This is a genomic window from Serratia sp. CY29653 (assembly GCF_052169255.1).
In the GTDB taxonomy this organism is placed as follows: domain Bacteria; phylum Pseudomonadota; class Gammaproteobacteria; order Enterobacterales; family Enterobacteriaceae; genus Serratia; species Serratia sarumanii.
In genome coordinates this window covers 2,401,177-2,417,245 of record NZ_JBJNLC010000001.1, presented here as the reverse complement: position 1 = coordinate 2,417,245, position 16,069 = coordinate 2,401,177, and the positions used below count along the sequence as shown (strand labels likewise).

13 protein-coding genes, 2 tRNA genes and 2 other RNA genes are annotated in these 16,069 nt (G+C 61.1%); 9 read left to right on the top strand and 8 right to left on the bottom strand.

What is annotated here, in order from left to right:
- Positions 1–2 precede the first annotated feature (2 nt).
- The 6 genes from ACJ8HN_RS11665 (at position 3) to pnuC (ending at position 2,663) form a co-directional block, all read left to right on the top strand.
- A non-coding RNA gene (locus tag ACJ8HN_RS11665) (RtT sRNA) lies at positions 3–125 on the top strand.
- Between the two features lie 45 nt (positions 126–170).
- Positions 171–246: transfer RNA gene (locus tag ACJ8HN_RS11660), tRNA-Val, on the top strand.
- A gap of 6 nt (positions 247–252) precedes the next feature.
- A tRNA-Lys gene (locus ACJ8HN_RS11655) sits at positions 253–328 on the top strand.
- 74 nt (positions 329–402) lie between these two features.
- Positions 403–533: non-coding RNA, RtT sRNA (locus tag ACJ8HN_RS11650), on the top strand.
- 322 nt (positions 534–855) lie between these two features.
- Positions 856–1,917 carry a quinolinate synthase NadA gene (gene nadA, locus ACJ8HN_RS11645; protein ID WP_033653534.1) on the top strand — a complete coding sequence of 354 codons (1,062 nt, stop codon included), beginning with the start codon at positions 856–858 and terminating at the stop codon, positions 1,915–1,917.
- A 20-nt stretch (positions 1,918–1,937) separates the two neighbouring features.
- Entirely contained in the window at positions 1,938–2,663 is a 726-nt protein-coding gene (pnuC, locus tag ACJ8HN_RS11640) for a nicotinamide riboside transporter PnuC (protein WP_033637475.1), read from the top strand.
- Positions 2,664–2,698: 35 nt separating this feature from the next.
- Here pnuC and zitB read toward each other — a convergent pair whose 3' ends face one another.
- From zitB to ACJ8HN_RS11625, 3 genes are read right to left on the bottom strand one after another with little or no spacing between them, the layout of a single operon-like run.
- Positions 2,699–3,661 carry a CDF family zinc transporter ZitB gene (gene zitB / locus ACJ8HN_RS11635; RefSeq protein WP_033637476.1) on the bottom strand — a complete coding sequence of 321 codons (963 nt, stop codon included), beginning with the start codon at positions 3,659–3,661 and terminating at the stop codon, positions 2,699–2,701.
- Entirely contained in the window at positions 3,661–6,861 is a 3,201-nt protein-coding gene (locus tag ACJ8HN_RS11630; protein ID WP_442523442.1) for an ATP-binding protein, read from the bottom strand. The genes zitB and ACJ8HN_RS11630 overlap by 1 nt, the downstream gene beginning before the upstream one ends.
- On the bottom strand, positions 6,858–7,463 hold the full coding sequence (locus ACJ8HN_RS11625) for a response regulator (RefSeq protein ID WP_033638694.1): 606 nt from the start codon (positions 7,461–7,463) through the stop codon (positions 6,858–6,860). The genes ACJ8HN_RS11630 and ACJ8HN_RS11625 overlap by 4 nt, the downstream gene beginning before the upstream one ends.
- A gap of 212 nt (positions 7,464–7,675) precedes the next feature.
- Between ACJ8HN_RS11625 and aroG the strand changes: the two genes are divergently transcribed.
- From aroG to ACJ8HN_RS11610, 3 genes are all read left to right on the top strand, one after another.
- Entirely contained in the window at positions 7,676–8,728 is a 1,053-nt protein-coding gene (gene aroG, locus ACJ8HN_RS11620; protein ID WP_033647150.1) for a 3-deoxy-7-phosphoheptulonate synthase AroG, read from the top strand.
- A 264-nt stretch (positions 8,729–8,992) separates the two neighbouring features.
- Positions 8,993–10,183: a YjgN family protein gene (locus ACJ8HN_RS11615; protein WP_033647495.1), complete on the top strand. Its 1,191-nt coding sequence runs from the start codon at positions 8,993–8,995 to the stop codon at positions 10,181–10,183.
- Between the two features lie 7 nt (positions 10,184–10,190).
- Positions 10,191–11,225, top strand: coding sequence for a M48 family metallopeptidase (locus ACJ8HN_RS11610; protein ID WP_033647148.1), 1,035 nt, complete (start codon positions 10,191–10,193; stop codon positions 11,223–11,225).
- Positions 11,226–11,274: 49 nt separating this feature from the next.
- Here the strand turns inward: ACJ8HN_RS11610 and gpmA are convergent, their stop codons facing one another.
- The 5 genes from gpmA to galT form a co-directional block, all read right to left on the bottom strand.
- A complete protein-coding gene (gene gpmA / locus ACJ8HN_RS11605; RefSeq protein ID WP_004939834.1) occupies positions 11,275–12,027 on the bottom strand; it encodes a 2,3-diphosphoglycerate-dependent phosphoglycerate mutase in 753 nt (250 codons plus the stop codon).
- Positions 12,028–12,243: 216 nt separating this feature from the next.
- Positions 12,244–12,591 (bottom strand): PsiF family protein, encoded by a 348-nt coding sequence (locus ACJ8HN_RS11600; RefSeq protein WP_033637480.1) that lies wholly within the window; start codon positions 12,589–12,591, stop codon positions 12,244–12,246.
- A 197-nt stretch (positions 12,592–12,788) separates the two neighbouring features.
- On the bottom strand, positions 12,789–13,832 hold the full coding sequence (gene galM / locus ACJ8HN_RS11595; protein ID WP_308414876.1) for a galactose-1-epimerase: 1,044 nt from the start codon (positions 13,830–13,832) through the stop codon (positions 12,789–12,791).
- Positions 13,826–14,977, bottom strand: a complete 1,152-nt coding sequence (gene galK / locus ACJ8HN_RS11590) for a galactokinase (protein WP_074026677.1) — start codon at positions 14,975–14,977, stop codon at positions 13,826–13,828. Before galK ends, galM begins: the two co-directional genes overlap by 7 nt.
- Entirely contained in the window at positions 14,974–16,026 is a 1,053-nt protein-coding gene (gene galT / locus ACJ8HN_RS11585; protein WP_033647144.1) for a galactose-1-phosphate uridylyltransferase, read from the bottom strand. Before galT ends, galK begins: the two co-directional genes overlap by 4 nt.
- Positions 16,027–16,069: the final 43 nt, after the last annotated feature.

The following is a 16,069-nucleotide window of genomic DNA, read 5'->3' as shown; positions in this document are numbered from 1 at the left end:
AGCAAGGTGTTAAATCGTCAGGATGAGAACCGTAAAGGTTCGAGTCTCGCAAAGCGAGACAACATCACTCCGGTGATGGCCCGAAGGGCGAGGCCAAAGGCCGAGTTATCCTGCACGACCCACCACTCTTTGATAGAGCAAGGTGTGAAAAATAGCAGTACCACAGCAGTGGGTGATTAGCTCAGTTGGTAGAGCATCTCCTTTACACGGAGGGGGTCGGCGGTTCGAGCCCGTCATCACCCACCACACTGCGGGTCGTTAGCTCAGTTGGTAGAGCAGTTGACTTTTAATCAATTGGTCGCAGGTTCGAATCCTGCACGACCCACCAATTCAGAAAAAAGCGCCTTTTGGCGCTTTTTTCGCATCTGCGCCACCAGATTCTGCTTTATCCTCTTGCCAACAGAGTTCACCGAGTCGTGCGGGTGAGAGCCTGCGCTCAGGTTCGAGCATCGCGCAGCGATACGACAACGCGCAGCGTTGCCGTTGCCCGCAGGGTGAGGCCACAGGCCGAATCAATCCTGCACGACCCACCAATTCAGGAAAAAGCGCCTTTTGGCGCTTTTTTCGCATCTGCAGCACCGTAATCTACATTCGTGCTTTCTCGTTTCAACACCGCACCGATCGTCATCCCGCTCTTTTCTGAACGGCTATACGTTCTCGCCAGGCTGTTAATCCACTGTGAACTGCGCGGGTAACTCCTGTTTTTTAATTCATTAAACAATAGGTGCGCAAATATGAAAATATCAGCGGACTTTTCGCGCAAGTTTAGGTATTTTGTTTAGTATATAAAACGAAGGGCGTTGCGGCAGGCGATATTCACGCGGCAGGCGCCCAGCCTAGCATGAGATTGCAGCGATGAGTGAAATGTTTGATGTCAATGCGGCGGTGTATCCCTTCCCGCCTAAACCGGTACCGCTGGACGTAGCCGAAAAAGCCTTTTATCGCGAGAAGATCAAAACCCTGCTCAAGCAGCGCAATGCGGTGATGGTCGCCCACTATTATACCGATCCGGAAATCCAGGCGCTGGCGGAAGAAACCGGCGGCTGCGTGGCGGATTCGCTGGAAATGGCGCGCTTCGGCAGCGCCCATCCGGCTTCCACGCTGCTGGTGGCCGGCGTGCGTTTCATGGGGGAAACCGCCAAGATCCTCAGCCCGGAAAAGCAGGTGCTGATGCCGACGCTGTTTGCCGAATGTTCGCTGGATCTGGGCTGCCCGGAAGAGGAGTTTCATGCGTTTTGCGACAGCCATCCCGATCGTACCGTGGTGGTCTATGCGAACACCTCGGCGGCGGTCAAAGCGCGCGCTGACTGGGTGGTCACTTCCAGCATCGCCGTCGAGCTGATCGAACACCTGGACAGCCTGGGCGAGAAGATCATCTGGGCGCCGGATCGCCATCTCGGCAGCTACGTGCAAAAGCAGACCGGCGCCGACGTGCTGTGCTGGCAAGGCGCCTGCATTGTCCATGACGAGTTCAAGACTCAGGCGCTACGGCGCATGAAGGCGCTCTATCCGCAGGCGGCCATCCTGGTGCATCCCGAATCGCCACAGGCGGTGGTTGAATTGGCGGATGCGGTGGGATCGACCAGCCAACTGATCCAGGCGGCGAAAACATTGCCGCATCAACAGCTGATCGTCGCCACCGATCGCGGTATCTTTTACAAGATGCAGCAGACCTGTCCGGACAAGGAGCTGTTCGAAGCGCCGACCGCCGGAGAAGGGGCGACCTGCCGCAGCTGCGCGCACTGCCCGTGGATGGCGATGAATGGTCTGAAGGCGATTGCCGAAGGGCTGGAGCAGGGGGGCGCGCAGCATGAGATCCACGTGGACGCCGCGCTGCGTGAAAAGGCGCTGGTGCCGCTGAACCGCATGCTGGATTTCGCCGCTCAGCTTAAAATGCAGGTTAAAGGCAACGCTTAACCGTTTAAAAGGATGACTTCATGAGCTTCTTCAGTACCAGCAATATTCTGGTGCACATTCCGCTTGGCGCGGGCGGTTACGATCTGTCGTGGATCGAAGCCATCGGCACGCTGTTCGGGTTGCTGTGCATCTGGTACGCCAGCAAGGAAAAAATCATCAACTACCTGTTCGGCCTGATCAACGTCACGCTGTTCGCGGTGATTTTCTTCCAGATCCAGCTGTACGCCAGCCTGCTGCTGCAGCTGTTCTTTTTCGGCGCCAATATTTACGGTTGGTATGCCTGGAGCCGCCAGACCCAGGATAATCAGGCTGAGCTGCAGATCCGCTGGCTGCCGCTGCCGAAAGCGTTGGCCTGGGCGGCGGTCTGCGTCATCGGCATCGGCCTGATGACCTTCAATATCGACCGCGTGTTCGCCTGGCTGACGCAGATCGCGGTGGCAGTGATGCAAGGGCTGGGGCTGAACGTGCAGATGCCTGAGCTGCAGCCGGACGCGTTCCCGTTCTGGGATTCGGCGATGATGGTGCTCTCCATCGTGGCGATGATTCTGATGACGCGCAAGTACGTGGAAAACTGGCTGCTGTGGGTGGTTATCGATGTCATCAGCGTGGCGATCTTCGCCTACCAGGGGGTGTACGCGATGGCGCTGGAGTATGTCATTCTGACGCTGATTGCCCTGAACGGCTCCTGGCTATGGATCAAGAGCGCCGGGCGCAATGGTTCCAACCCGCTCTCTTCCGCACCTTAACAACGCAGAGGGCGCCGTGATGGCGCCCTCTTGTCTTAGTGGCGATGTCCCAGATGGGAGTGGGCTTCGGCATGTGAGTGTTCACTCGGCTCCGGTGCCCGGTTGATACCGCAGTCCGGTGTCTCGCAGTGCCGGTACTCCATCTGAATGGTCACGTGGCCAATCTTGTAGTGTTCCAACAGATAAGCCTGAATGCGTTGCAACAGCCCATCGTGGTCATGCGGCGGGATCACCTGCGCATGCAGCGTCATCAGCTTCTGTTCGCCGATCTGCCAGACGTGCACGTGATGGATGTTGCGCACTTCCGGGATATTCAGGCACAGGTCTTTTTGCAGCTTGGCGATATCGACCTCCTGCGGCGTGCCTTCCAGCAGCTCGTGGAAACTCTCCTTCAGCAGCCGCCAGGCGCTGCGCAGCACCAGACAGGAGACGAGCACCGACAGGATCGGGTCAATCGGCGTCCAGCCGGTGGCAAGAATGACGATGGCGGCGACGATGGCGCCCACCGAGCCGAGCAGATCGCCCAGCACATGCAGCGCGGCGGCGCGCACGTTGATATTTTTCTCTTCGCTGCCGCGATGCAGCAGCCAGAAGGCGAACAGGTTCGCCAGCAGCCCCGCTACGGCGATGATCAGCATCGGGGTACCCATCACCGGCTGCGGCTCGAAGAAACGCCGTATCGCCTCCCACAGGATGAATACCACGATCACCAGCAGCGCCGCGGCGTTGAGGAAGGCCGCCAGGGTGGTCAGGCGCAGGTAGCCGAAGGTGTGGCGCGCGTTGGGCTTGCGCTGAGAGAAATGCACCGCCATCAGCGCCACCAGCAGCGCGGCGGCATCGGTCAGCATGTGGCCGGCGTCGGCCAATAGCGCCAACGAGCCGGACAACAGGCCGCCGACCACCTCGGCCACCATAAAGACGGCGGTGACTAAAAAAGCGGTCAGTAGGCGTTTACTATTACTGTCTTTCGGCAGGTGTACGTGTGGAGTGTCCGACATTATTCATCCTTATGCATAGCCAAAGTGGGGGCGGCGGCGAGCAGAGCGTCCAGCTCCGGCACTATCTGCGCCACTAACGCCTTTAATTTAGTATAAGCTGCGGCGGCAAGCGCGCCCCGACGTGCGGTTTCCACCAGCTGCTGGCACAGCTGCGCGGCTTCCGGCAGCTGCAGCATCAGCAGGCTGCCCTTGATGCGGTGCGCCGCCTGCTCCAGGCGCGGCCAGTCGTTCGCGGCGACGGCGTCCGCGAGCCGCTGCCGGTCTTGCCGCAGCGTATCGCCGAGCGTCTGCGCCAGCCGCTGCAGCATGGAGCGATCGCCACCCGCCATTTCGACCAGCGTTTGCCGCAGGTCAGTAAGGACTGACTTTGCTTCCTGCACCTGCGGTTGCTGAGCCAACACCTGGCCGATCGCCGCCAGTGAAATCGGTTTGGTCAGGAAGTGGTCGATTGCCACCAGCCCCGGAGGAATGCGGGTAAACTCCTGCACGTCTGCCGAACAGAGCACGATGCGGCAAGGCGGGCGTTGCAGCCGCTGTTCGTCGCGGCGGATCAGCCTGGCCAGCGTCAGGCCGTCCGGGCGCGGCATGTTATAGTCGATAAACAGCAGATCGAACGGTTGCCGGCGTTGGGCCTTCAACAGCGCATAGCCTTGTTCGAAGCGGGCGGGTTGCAGCCCGAAGTGGCGCAGCTGGCGTTCCATCAGCAACAGATTGGTGGGGTGATCGTCGATCAGCGCGGTACGCAAGGCGGAAGATGGCAGAGCAAAGGGGCTTTCCTCCGGGGCGGCAACCGGCGCCGCGCCGCTCAGCTCGACCGGTATCGCGACCTCGACGCGGGTGCCGACGCCCGGCTGCGAGCGCAGCTCGATGCGGCCGCCCATCTGTTCGACGATCTCTTTGCAGATCGACAGCCCCAAACCGGTACCCTGCACCGAGATGCGTTGCGCGCCGCGCGCGCGGTAAAACGGTTGGAACAGTTTGTCTATTTCATCGGCGGCGATACCGCAGCCGCTGTCGTTCACCGTCAGATGCAATTCCCCCTGCCGCTCATCCTGCGCGCGCCAGCCGATCTCGACCTGAATGGCGCCGCGCGGCGTAAATTTTATCGCGTTGTTTATCAGGTTGTTAGCCACCTGAAGTAAACGCTCACCATCAATCACTACCGCCTCCGGCAATGCCGGATCCGCCACCACGCTCAGCGTCAACGGCCGCTCGCCGATCAGCGGCCGGTAGAGGGCGTCGATGCGCGCTACCCAAGGGCGCAGCACCACTGGTTTCGGTGCCAGCGTCAGCGAGCCGGTTTCCAACCGCGCGTGATCCTGCAGGTCGTTGAGCAGGTTGAGCAGCGATGAGGCCGAGCTGTATATCACCGGCAGGCCTTCCGGCGCGGGTTGGCGTTTGAGCTCCAGCTCCAGCAGGCCGAGGATGGCGTGCATCGGCGTGCGCAGCTCATGGCTGACGGTGGCGAGGAATTTGCTCTTCATGCGGTTTTCCGCTTCGGCGCGGCGGCGCGCGTGCTCGAGTTCTTCGCGTTCGCGTTTTTCACGGCGCTGCAGCATGAAACGGCGCAGCGTCAGCGCCAGCAGCAGCACGGTGGCGGCGGCCAGCAGCGCCAGCAGCCAGGTGGTCTGCGGCGGCATGCGGTTGTCGTTCACCGCGTCGATCAGGTTGCTGCGATCGACGATCCACTCGTCGCGCAGCGATTGCAGGGTGTCCGCCGGGATCTGCATCAGGTTCTTATCAAGGATCGCCAACAGAAGAGGTTGATCGCGGCGCACGCCGAAGGCCACCGGATAGGGAATGTTGTTGGCGGCGAAGGCCAGCTTGATGGCACCGGAATAGCGCGACAGCGCCAAAAAGTTGGCGGAGATGACGTTATCCACCAGCGCATCCAGTTGGCCGTTGGCCAGCGCGTCGTACATCGACTTGCTGTCGGCGAAGCTGATGGTTTGCTCCTGTTCCGGCACCAGCCCCTGCGCCAAATCGCCCTGCAGCACGCCGATGCGCTTGCCGGCCAAATCGCTCCAGGTGGAAATGCCGTCGGCGTGCTGGCCGACGTAAACCCCCCACAGCGAACGGTGGATCGGCATGCTGGCGCCGTAGCGCGCCTTGACGCCGCGCGCCAGCGGCAGGGCGGCGCGGAAGCTGGCCTGGCCGGACTGCACCAGCAGATCGGCCTGCTCGGCGTTGCGCGCCCACAGCGGCGCGAAACGCAGCCCGGTGTTTTGCGCGATGATGTTGAGAATGTCGATGGCGTAGCCGCGCGGCTGGCCGTCGGAGCCGCGGTAGGCGAACGGGAAGTTGTTCTCGATGGCGGCGTAGTAAACCACGCGGTGGCTCGCCACCCAATTCTTCTCCATCGTCGTCAGATCGGCATTGCCGGTGTCGAGGTAGCTGGGGATCTTCTTGCTCCAGCGGCCCTGCAGGGCGTTCATCAGCTCCATCGGCGCGTCGGCGATGGCGGTGTCCAGCGTGTCTATCAGCCGCGAGTCGTCGGCGGCGAACACGAAGGACAGGTTGCCCAGGTTCTCGTTGCTTTCAATCTGATAGAGCTGGCCGAGCTGCAGCTGATCGATGATAAAGCTGGCGCTGGCCTCGTCGGCGATAAAGTAGTCGCTGCTGCCGTTGAGCAGCGAGTAGACCGCCTGCAGATTGTTGTCGTAGCGCTGGATCTGCGACGCGACCGCCTGCAGAGCGCCGCCGGACTGCATGTCGGTCAGCGCGCCGATCGCGACGCGGGCGTTGGCGGAGTTGAGCATCACCGGCCGATCGTTGCTGCGATCGCGCAATACGCGCAGGTTGCTGACGTAATAGGGCTGAGAGATCGCCAGGCCGTGCAGCGCCTCACTCTGCGGGATGCCGTACAGCAGATCGATCTTGCCGTCGTGCAGCGCCTGCTCCAGCTGCGTCAGATCGGCAAAGCCGTAAATGGCGAAGCGAATGCCGGTCACCTGCTGGATATAGCCGAGGTAGTCGGCATTCAGCCCATACAGATCGTCATCCACGATGATGTTGTACGGGCTGGTGTTCTCACTGACGATGCCGACGCGCAGCGTACGGTCGCGCCAGGGGTTTTTCTCGCCGACGATCAGCATATTCTCGGGGGTATTCAGATTGCTGACCAGCTGATAGCGCACCGGCTCCGCCGCCTGCGCCAGACCGCACCACAGCAGCAGCAGCAGCAGGGCGCGGCGCATCATGGCGCCAGCTCTTTAAACACCGCCACCAGCTCCAGCAGGTTGCCGGCGCCGGTTTTGCGCTGGATGTTCTTCTTGTGGGTGCTGACGGTCTTGTTGCTGATGTGCAGCCGATCGGCGATCTGCAGGTTGGACAGCCCCTGGCTCAGCAAGCCCAGCACCTCGAGCTCTTTGGGGGTGAGCAGCCCGCCGTCCGCCGTCGGCGCTTCTTCGGCCAGCGCGGCGGCGGGGAAATGGGTTTCACCGTCCAGCACCTGCTCGATCGCCTGCAACAACTCTGCCAACGAGCTGCCTTTGTTGACGAAACCGTTGGCGCCGGCGGCATGCGCCATGCGCGCATAGACCTCGGCCTCCTGCGCGGTATAGATCAGGATCGGCTGCTGCGGGTAGCGGCGGCGGATTTTTTTCAACAGCTGCAGCCCGTCGACCTGCGGCAGGCCGATATCCAGGATCACCAGGCCGAAAGCGGCCTCGGCCAGCAGGGCCAGCGCCTGGACGTCGTCCTGCGCCGCCTGCAGGCGGTAGGGGCGGGATGATTTCATTAGCGCCGCTTCCAGTGCGACATGAACCACCGGGTGGTCATCAACTAATAACAGAGAGGGCATGTTCAACTCGGGTCGCTTTATATTCCGATCGCTAGCATAGCGAAAAAGGAGGCTCTGCGCTCCCCTGATGAAACAGCACAATCTGCTGTTAATTTGGCGGTTCCAGCGGCGGGGGGCAAAGGTGATTTACAGCGCCATTCCCACAGGCTAGATTGTTGGGATCTACACCGTTACGCACTGCGAAATACCCCTCGATACCGAATGGAAAAGCTATGAATTACCAAAACGACGATTTACGCATTAATGATATTAAGGAACTCCTGCCGCCGGTGGCTTTGCTGGAGAAATTCCCGGCCACTGAACGCGCAGCAAAGACGGTGTCCCAGGCCCGCAGCGCAATTCACAATATCCTCCGCGGCAGCGACGATCGCCTGCTGGTGGTGATTGGCCCTTGCTCTATCCACGATACGAAAGCCGCCAAAGAGTACGCGGGGCGCCTGCTGGCGCTGCGTGAAGAACTGAAGGGCGAGCTGGAAGTGGTCATGCGCGTATACTTCGAAAAACCGCGCACCACCGTGGGCTGGAAAGGCCTGATCAACGATCCGCAGATGGACAACAGCTTCAACATCAACGACGGTCTGCGCCTGGCGCGCAAGCTGCTGGTGGAGATCAACGACAGCGGCCTGCCGGCCGCCGGCGAATTCCTCGACATGATCACGCCGCAGTACCTGGCGGATTTGATGAGCTGGGGCGCCATCGGCGCGCGCACCACGGAATCGCAGGTGCACCGCGAGCTGGCCTCCGGCCTTTCCTGCCCGGTCGGCTTCAAGAACGGCACCGACGGCACCATCAAGGTGGCGATCGACGCCATCAACGCCGCTGGCGCGCCGCACTGCTTCCTGTCGGTGACCAAATGGGGCCACTCGGCGATCGTTAACACCAGCGGCAACGGCGACTGCCACATTATCCTGCGCGGCGGCAAAGAGCCGAACTACAGCGCGGCGCACGTGAAGGACGTCAAAGCCGGCCTGAGCAAAGCCGGGCTGCCGGCGCAGGTGATGATCGACTTCAGCCATGCCAACAGCAGCAAACAGTTCAAAAAGCAGATGGACGTGAGCGCTGACGTTTGCGGGCAAATTGGCGGCGGTGAAAAAGCGATCATCGGCGTGATGATCGAAAGCCACCTGGTGGAAGGCAACCAGAACCTTGAAAGCGGCGAACCGCTGGTTTACGGCAAGAGCGTGACCGACGGCTGCATCGGCTGGCAGGATACCGAAACCGTGCTGCGCGATCTGGCGGCGGCGGTGAAAGCGCGCCGCGGATAATAGCTAAAATGACAAGGGCCCGGCAGCGGGCCCTTGTTTTATCCTTGTCATTGCACCTCTATATATCCCACTCATTTAAGGCTTACACTTAATAGGCCAATGAAATCATTAAGCGGCCACCTTCGCATTATTCCTATTTAATAAAAGAATAATTGTCACTGCTCATGGCATTGTGCTTATATAAGACGCTTTTTTATTCCACAAACCCCGCATGACAAATAAGCGGGGAGTGGTATGACCTATTCCTTTCAGGACGAAAGAATTATGACAAGCAATACCTCGCAGCCGCTGGGGCTGCACCGGATTAAATTCCATGGGAAAGGTGGCGAGTACTTCGCGATTTGGTTGGTTAACGCATTATTGACCATCGTGACGCTGGGCATCTATTCCGCCTGGGCGACGGTGCGCCGCCGCCGCTATTTTTACGGCAACACGGAATTGGACGGCGATCGTTTCGATTACCATGCGCAACCGCTGCAAATTCTGAAAGGGCGGCTGTTGGTGATCGGCGGCCTCATCGTATTTTATATCCTGTTGGCGGTAACGCCACTGCTGGGGCTGCTGGCTTTGCTGGTGTTGCTTGCCCTGCTGCCGTGGATCGTTATCCGCAGCTGGCGCTACAATGCGATTATGTCGAGCTATCGCGGCGTGCGTTTTAATTATGTTTGCCGCACCGGGCGCGCTTATTGGGCGTTACTGTTCTGCCCGCTATTGCTGATTATCGGACTTTATGTCGCCTTAATCATTTTGCTCAGCATTGGCAGCGGTTTTGAAAGCATCAACGCCATCGGCCTGATGTTGGTGTTGACGCTGCTGTTGGCCGTGCCGGCATTCGCCGCCGTCAACGGTATTATTAGCGCGCTGCAGCACGATCTGTACGTTAATAACCTGTTTTTCGGGAATACGCCGTTTATTGCCGAGCTGAAAAAGTCGGCCTTTATCAAATTTGCCTTGATCGGCCTGCTCATTTTCCTGCCGTTTATGTTGGCGGCGCTGGTGTGTATGGGGTCGTTCATTCTGTCGCTGTACCAAATGGTATTGATGGGCATGCTGACGGATGAAACCGCCGATTTGCTGGTGTTGGAAAATATTGGCAGCCTGCTGCTGATGATGGTGGTGCTGCTGATTGGGGCCTTGATCGCCGGCAGCTACCAGGTCGTCGCCCAACGCAACTATCTGTTTAACCAGGCGACGCTGAACGGCAACGTTAAACTGCGCTCTTCCATGCAAACGCTGCCGTATATGGGGCTGTTGATCACCAATACCCTGATCACCCTGTTCTCGCTCGGTTTCGCCGTGCCGGTGGCGGAAGTGCGCCACGCCCGTTATCTGGCGGAGTGCACGGCGGTTGAAGGCGATCTGGCGTTGCTGGACATCGCGGCGCATCAGGAAACTGCCAACAGCGCGGTGGCCGAAGAGGCAGTGCAGGCGCTGGATCTGGGCGGCAGCTTCTGAGGCGCCGATGATCCTCGAGGGCGCCTATCAGTTGCCGGGGCGGGCTGCGCGTGAGGCGGCTCGCCTGCTGGTGAACGAAAGCGGCGAGGGCGTGACGCTGCAGCGGCAGGATGAGCAACGTTACATCCCCTTGGCGGACATCACCGTCTCTGCGGCGCTGGGCAATATCCCGCTGACGCTGACCTTCAAGGACGGCGCGCGCTTTGTGCCGGATGACGATGCGGCCTTCCGCCGCTGGTTCTATCAGCGCCGTTCGCCGGGGTGGGTGCATCGCCTGGAGCGCCACAAACGCGGCGTCGCCGTGGCGCTGCTGATGACGCTGCTGGCGGTCGTGGCCTACGTTAACGTCGTGCTGCCATGGGCGAGCAGCGAGATCGCCATGCGCATCCCCACCTCGGTGGAACAGACGCTGGGCGAACATACGCAGACGTTTTTGAGCCAAAGCGGCTTTGAACCCTCCGCATTGCCGGCCGAGCGGCAGCAGGCGTTGCAGCAGCTGTTCCGGCAGGTGATGCCGGCCGAGATGCGCCAGGAGCGTACGCCGCTGTCGTTAAAGCTGATGGCGGCGCCCGGTGCGCCGAACGCTTTTATGTTGCCGGACGGCACGCTGGTGCTCAGCGATGGGCTGGTCGCCCTGTCGAAAAACGACGATGCTCTGGCGGCGGTGATGCTGCATGAGATGGGGCATCACGCTTATCGCCATCCGATGCGCATGCTGGTGCGTTCGTCGCTGGTGGCGTTGACGCTGATGTGGATGACCGGCGACGTCAGCGGCATCGGCGACACGCTGCTGCAGTCTGCGTCCTTCGTGAATGAGATGCAGTTTTCCCGCGGCATGGAGCGTGAGGCGGATGCGTTTGCGATAGCGGAAATGCAGCGCCAGGGGCGTTCGCTGGCGCAAATGGCGGCTATCTATCGCGCGTTGGCGCAGGCGCCTGAACGCGAAACTGCTGACGGCTGGGCGCTGCCGGCCTGGCTCAGCACCCATCCGGCGATGCAGGAACGGCTGGACGCGGTGAATGAGGCGATGGCGCAGCAGTAATAAAAAAGCCCCCGGTTTTCACCGGGGGCTTTTACGTTAACGGGCGAAATTACTTCGCTTTACCCTGGTTTGCCACGGCGGCCGCTTTTGCAGCGATCTCGTCGGCGTTACCCAGGTAGTAACGTTTGGTTGGCTTGAAGTTCTCGTCGAACTCATACACCAACGGCACGCCGGTTGGGATGTTCAGCTCGAGGATTTCGTCTTCGCTCAGGTTATCCAGGTATTTCACCAGCGCGCGCAGCGAGTTGCCGTGCGCCGCAACGATCACGCGCTCGCCGCTCTTGATGCGTGGCAGGATCTCTTCGTCCCAGTAAGGAATAACGCGATCGATGGTCAGTGCCAGGCTTTCGGTCAGCGGCAGCTCTTGCTCGGTCAGAGAAGCGTAGCGCGGATCGTGGCCAGGGTAACGTTCGTCTTCTTTGGTCAGTTCAGGTGGGGTCACCGCGAAGCCGCGACGCCATTGTTTCACCTGCTCGTCGCCGTATTTTTCGGCGGTTTCCGCTTTGTTCAGACCCTGCAGCGCGCCGTAGTGACGTTCGTTCAGCTTCCAGGATTTTTCGGTCGGCAACCAGGCCTGATCCAGCTCGTCGAGGATGTTCCACAGGGTGTGGATCGCGCGCTTCAGTACGGAGGTGTAAGCGAAGTCGAAAGTGAAACCTTCCTCTTTCAACAGCTTGCCTGCTGCTTTCGCTTCGGTGCGGCCCTTGTCGGACAGATCAACATCGTACCAACCGGTGAAGCGGTTTTCTTGGTTCCACTGGCTTTCGCCGTGACGCACCAGAACCAGCTTAGTTACAGCCATAGCTTAACTCCTTAATAATCTGACATTTCAATGATAACGAAAATCATTATATTGCCGCGGGCCGGGGCTCGGCAATCGATAGTGTCTAACCATAGCCAATTTCTTGCCGCAAAGTAAGGGCTGGCGAAAGGAAAAAGCTGAATCGTTCAGGCTGGCGCTGCGAGGGGGGAAACGGCGCGCCAAAATCGCTTCGGGCGCGCCGTGGCGTGGGGAAAATCAGGCCGATTTTTTCAGGCAGTTGCTCATGAAGGTTTTACGCGCGTCGCCCTTCAGATCTTTGGTCTTGGCGTCGGCGTTGCAGTTCTTCATTTTCTGCTGCTGCGGCGTCAGGGTTTTGCCCGTCGCGGCGGAGCCTTCGGATTTCAGACAGGTGCTCATGAAGGTGGAACGATCGGCGCCTTTCAGCGATTTGGTAGATGCCTGCTGGTTGCAATCGGTCATGCGTTTCTGTTGAGCCGCCTGCGCCGGCGAAGGCGTTTTCGTCGCCGTCGTCGCGTCGGCCGCCATCAGATTGGTGCTCAGCATTAAGCCCGCCAGCAATGGAAGTGCAGTAATCAGACGCATAGGTGTTCCTTCAGCTATTGATTGGCCGCCATTGGCCGAAAAAGGTGACGTTGCACAAGGCGTTGTGCTTATCACGGTAGCCTGAGTGTAGTGCGCGCTTTGGAATAAGGGAAGGCGGGCGCCGGTGGGGGGATAGCGCTAAAAGGTAAGCATTTATAACAAATTGCCCCCGGCCGCACGGCGAGGGGCGTGGCGGGTCAGATAGGATAAAACTGATAATGCGTGGCGCTGCGATAGCGGCTCCCCGGCTGCAGCCAGCAGTCCGGCTGCGGCCACTCGGGATGGTGCGGGCTGTCCGGCAAGAACTCGCTCTCCAGCGCCACGCCGGCATGGTCGGCGTAGCTGCCGCCATCGCGCGCCGGCGTGCCGGCCAGGTAATTGCCGCTGTAGAGTTGCAGCGCCGGCGCGTCGGTGAACACGCTCATTTGCACTTGCCCGTCTGCGGACCACAAATGGGCCGCCGGGCTCTCCAGCGCCCCGCAGGTACGATGCAGCAGGAATGCGTGATCGTAGCCTTTTACCCGCTGCTGGTCGCTGTCGCGCAGGAAATCCTGCAGCAGCGTTTTCGGCTGGCGAAAATCCATGCCACTGCCGTCCACCGGCGTCAGATCGGCGCAGGGAATGCCCTCGGCGTCGACGGGCAGATAGCGATCGGCGAACAGCTGCAGCCGCTGGGCGCGGGCGTCGGTGCCGGCGCCGTCCAGATTGAAATAGGCGTGGTTGGTCAGGTTGACCGGGCAGGGGCGATCGACCTGCGCCAGATAGCTGATTTCCAGTCGATTGTCATGAGTCAGGCGGTAACAAACCTGCACGTCGAGATTGCCGGGAAAGCCCTGATCGCCCTCCGCCGAGTGCAGCACATAGCAGACCTGCTGCGCATCATGCTGTACCCGGCGCCAGCGGCGGGCATGGAAACCGTCGGGGCCGCCGTGCAGCTGGTGGGCGCCCTGATTGGCGGCCAGCGCATGGGGTTTTCCATCGATGGGCAGGCTGGCGTTGGCGATACGGTTGGCGTAGCGGCCGACGGTGGCGCCCAGATAGGCGCCCTGACGCGGGTAGTCCGCCGGGCTGCGGCAGCCGAGCAGCAACTCGCGCCTTTCGCCGGATTTGAGCGGCAAAACGGCGGACAGCCAGGTGGCGCCCCAGTCCATCAGCGTCACCGTCATGCCGCTGGCGTTTTGCAGCTGCGTCAGCTGATAAGGTTGCCCATCGGGGGCAACTGCCGTGGTTGCGGTCAGCATAGGCCGGCGCCTTGCGAAGCCTGGCAGACATAGAAGGTTTCCTGTAATCCGCCGGTTTGCCGCGGATACTCGTGCGCTACGGCGGCACGCACCGTCTCCACGAGATCCTGCGGCATCAGCGCGACGACACAGCCGCCAAAGCCGCCGCCGGTCATGCGCACGCCGCCGCGCGGGCCGATCGCCGCTTTGACGATCTCGACCAGCTTATCGATCGGCGGCACGGTGATTTCAAAGTCGTCGCGCATCGAGGCATGCGACTCCGCCATTAGCTGACCCATGCGCTGCAGATCGCCGGCCGCCAGCGCGTCGGCCGCTGCCAGCGTGCGGGCGTTCTCGCTGATCACATGGCGTGCGCGTTTGGCCACTAATGGATCGAGCTGGTGTTGACGCGCTTCAAACTGTTCGGGGCTGACGTCGCGCAGCGCCTTGACGCCGAAGAAGCGCGCCGCTTCCTCGCACTGTTTGCGGCGGGTGTTGTATTCGCTGTCCACCAGCCCGCGTTGCACATTGGAGTTGACGATCACCACCGCGACGTTGTCCGGCATCGGCACCGCACGGGTCTCCAGCGAGCGGCAGTCGATCAGCAGCGCGCTGTCGCGCCGGCCGAGCGCGGAGATCAGCTGGTCCATGATGCCGCAGTTGCAGCCGACGAACTGGTTCTCCGCTTCCTGGCCGTTCAGCGCCAGTGCTACGCCGTCCAGCGGCAGCTGATAGAGCGCCTGCAGCGCCTGGCCTACCGCCACTTCCAGCGCGGCGGAGGAGCTGAGCCCCGCGCCCTGCGGCACATTGCCGGCGATCACCAGATCCGCGCCGCCGAAGTCGGCATTGCGGCGCTGAAGGTGCTTCACCACGCCGCGCACATAGTCCGACCAGCGCTGATCGGGGTGGCTGACGATCGGATCGTCGAGCGAGAATTGATCCTGCTGATGCTGATAATCGGCGGCCAGCACGCGGATCTGGCGGTCGTCGCGCTTGGCGCAGGCGATGACGGTTTGGTAATCGATGGCGCAGGGCAGCACGAAGCCGTCGTTGTAATCGGTATGCTCGCCGATCAGGTTCACCCGCCCCGGCGCCTGGATGGTCAACGCCGGCGCGTAGCCAAAGTGTTCGGTAAACAGAGAATGGGTAAGCGGTTTCAGGCTCATGCTTGGGCTCCGGCTTCACGGTAATGAATATCGCTGACGGCGCGCAGACGCTCTGCGGCCTGTTCGGCGGTCAGATCGCGCTGGGCTTCCGCCAGCATCTCGTAACCGACCATAAATTTGCGTACGCTGGCTGAACGCAGCAGCGGCGGATAGAAATGGGCGTGCAGCTGCCAGTGTCGGTTGTCGGCGCCGTTGAACGGCGCGCCGTGCCATCCCATCGAATAGGGGAAGGAGCACTGGAACAGGTTGTCGTAGCGGCTGGTCAGCTTCTTCAGCGCCAGCGCCAGATCTTGGCTTTGCGCCGCGCTGAGATCGGTAATGCGCTGCACCGCCGCTTTCGGCAGCAGCAGCGTTTCAAACGGCCAGGCGGCCCAGTAGGGCACCACCGCCAGCCAGTGTTCGGTGTTTACCACGATGCGTTCGCCGGCGGCCAGCTCGCGCTGCGCATAGTCCAGCAGCAGCGGGGAGGCGTGTTCCCGAAAATACGCGTGCTGCAGGCGATCTTCGCGTTCGGCCTCGTTCGGCAGAAAACTGTTGGCCCAGACCTGCCCGTGCGGGTGCGGGTTGGAGCAGCCCATCGCCGCGCCTTTGTTTTCGAACAGCTGTACCCAGGGGTAGTGCTTGCCCAGCTCATCGGTTTGCGCCTGCCAGGCGGCGATCACCTGCTCCAGCGCCGGCAGCGTCAGTTCTGGCAGGGTCTTGCTGTGATCGGGAGAGAAGCAGATCACCCGGCTGACGCCGCGCGCGCTCTGGCTGCGCATCAGCGGATCCTGGCTGTCGGGCGCCGGCGGTGTATCGCTCAGCAGCGCGGCGAAATCATTGGCGAAGACGTAGGTGCCGCGATAATCCGGATTGCGATCGCCGGTGATGCGCGCGTTGCCCGGGCACAGGAAACAGTCGGGATCGTGCGCCGGCAGCGTTTCCGTCGGGACGGCCTCCTGCTGGCCCTGCCAGGGGCGCTTGGCGCGGTGCGGTGAGACCAGCACCCACTGGCCGCTCAGCGGGTTATAGCGGCGGTGCGGATGATCGATAGGGTTAAATTCTGTCATACGGTTCCTTTCTTGGCGTCGACGAGGGTGTAATCGCTTCCAA

Excerpts from the sequence above, each read along its gene's own strand:
- ACJ8HN_RS11625 (WP_033638694.1), bottom strand. The coding sequence starts at position 7,463 with ATGCCCTCTCTGTTATTAGTTGATGACCACCCGGTGGTTCATGTCGCA.
- pnuC (WP_033637475.1), top strand. The coding sequence starts at position 1,938 with ATGAGCTTCTTCAGTACCAGCAATATTCTGGTGCACATTCCGCTTGGC.
- nadA (WP_033653534.1), top strand. The coding sequence starts at position 856 with ATGAGTGAAATGTTTGATGTCAATGCGGCGGTGTATCCCTTCCCGCCT.
- gpmA (WP_004939834.1), bottom strand. The coding sequence starts at position 12,027 with ATGGCTGTAACTAAGCTGGTTCTGGTGCGTCACGGCGAAAGCCAGTGG.
- aroG (WP_033647150.1), top strand. The coding sequence starts at position 7,676 with ATGAATTACCAAAACGACGATTTACGCATTAATGATATTAAGGAACTC.
- galK (WP_074026677.1), bottom strand. The coding sequence starts at position 14,977 with ATGAGCCTGAAACCGCTTACCCATTCTCTGTTTACCGAACACTTTGGC.
- ACJ8HN_RS11615 (WP_033647495.1), top strand. The coding sequence starts at position 8,993 with ATGACAAGCAATACCTCGCAGCCGCTGGGGCTGCACCGGATTAAATTC.
- ACJ8HN_RS11630 (WP_442523442.1), bottom strand. The coding sequence starts at position 6,861 with ATGATGCGCCGCGCCCTGCTGCTGCTGCTGCTGTGGTGCGGTCTGGCG.
- galM (WP_308414876.1), bottom strand. The coding sequence starts at position 13,832 with ATGCTGACCGCAACCACGGCAGTTGCCCCCGATGGGCAACCTTATCAG.
- galT (WP_033647144.1), bottom strand. The coding sequence starts at position 16,026 with ATGACAGAATTTAACCCTATCGATCATCCGCACCGCCGCTATAACCCG.
- ACJ8HN_RS11610 (WP_033647148.1), top strand. The coding sequence starts at position 10,191 with ATGATCCTCGAGGGCGCCTATCAGTTGCCGGGGCGGGCTGCGCGTGAG.
- ACJ8HN_RS11600 (WP_033637480.1), bottom strand. The coding sequence starts at position 12,591 with ATGCGTCTGATTACTGCACTTCCATTGCTGGCGGGCTTAATGCTGAGC.
- zitB (WP_033637476.1), bottom strand. The coding sequence starts at position 3,661 with ATGTCGGACACTCCACACGTACACCTGCCGAAAGACAGTAATAGTAAA.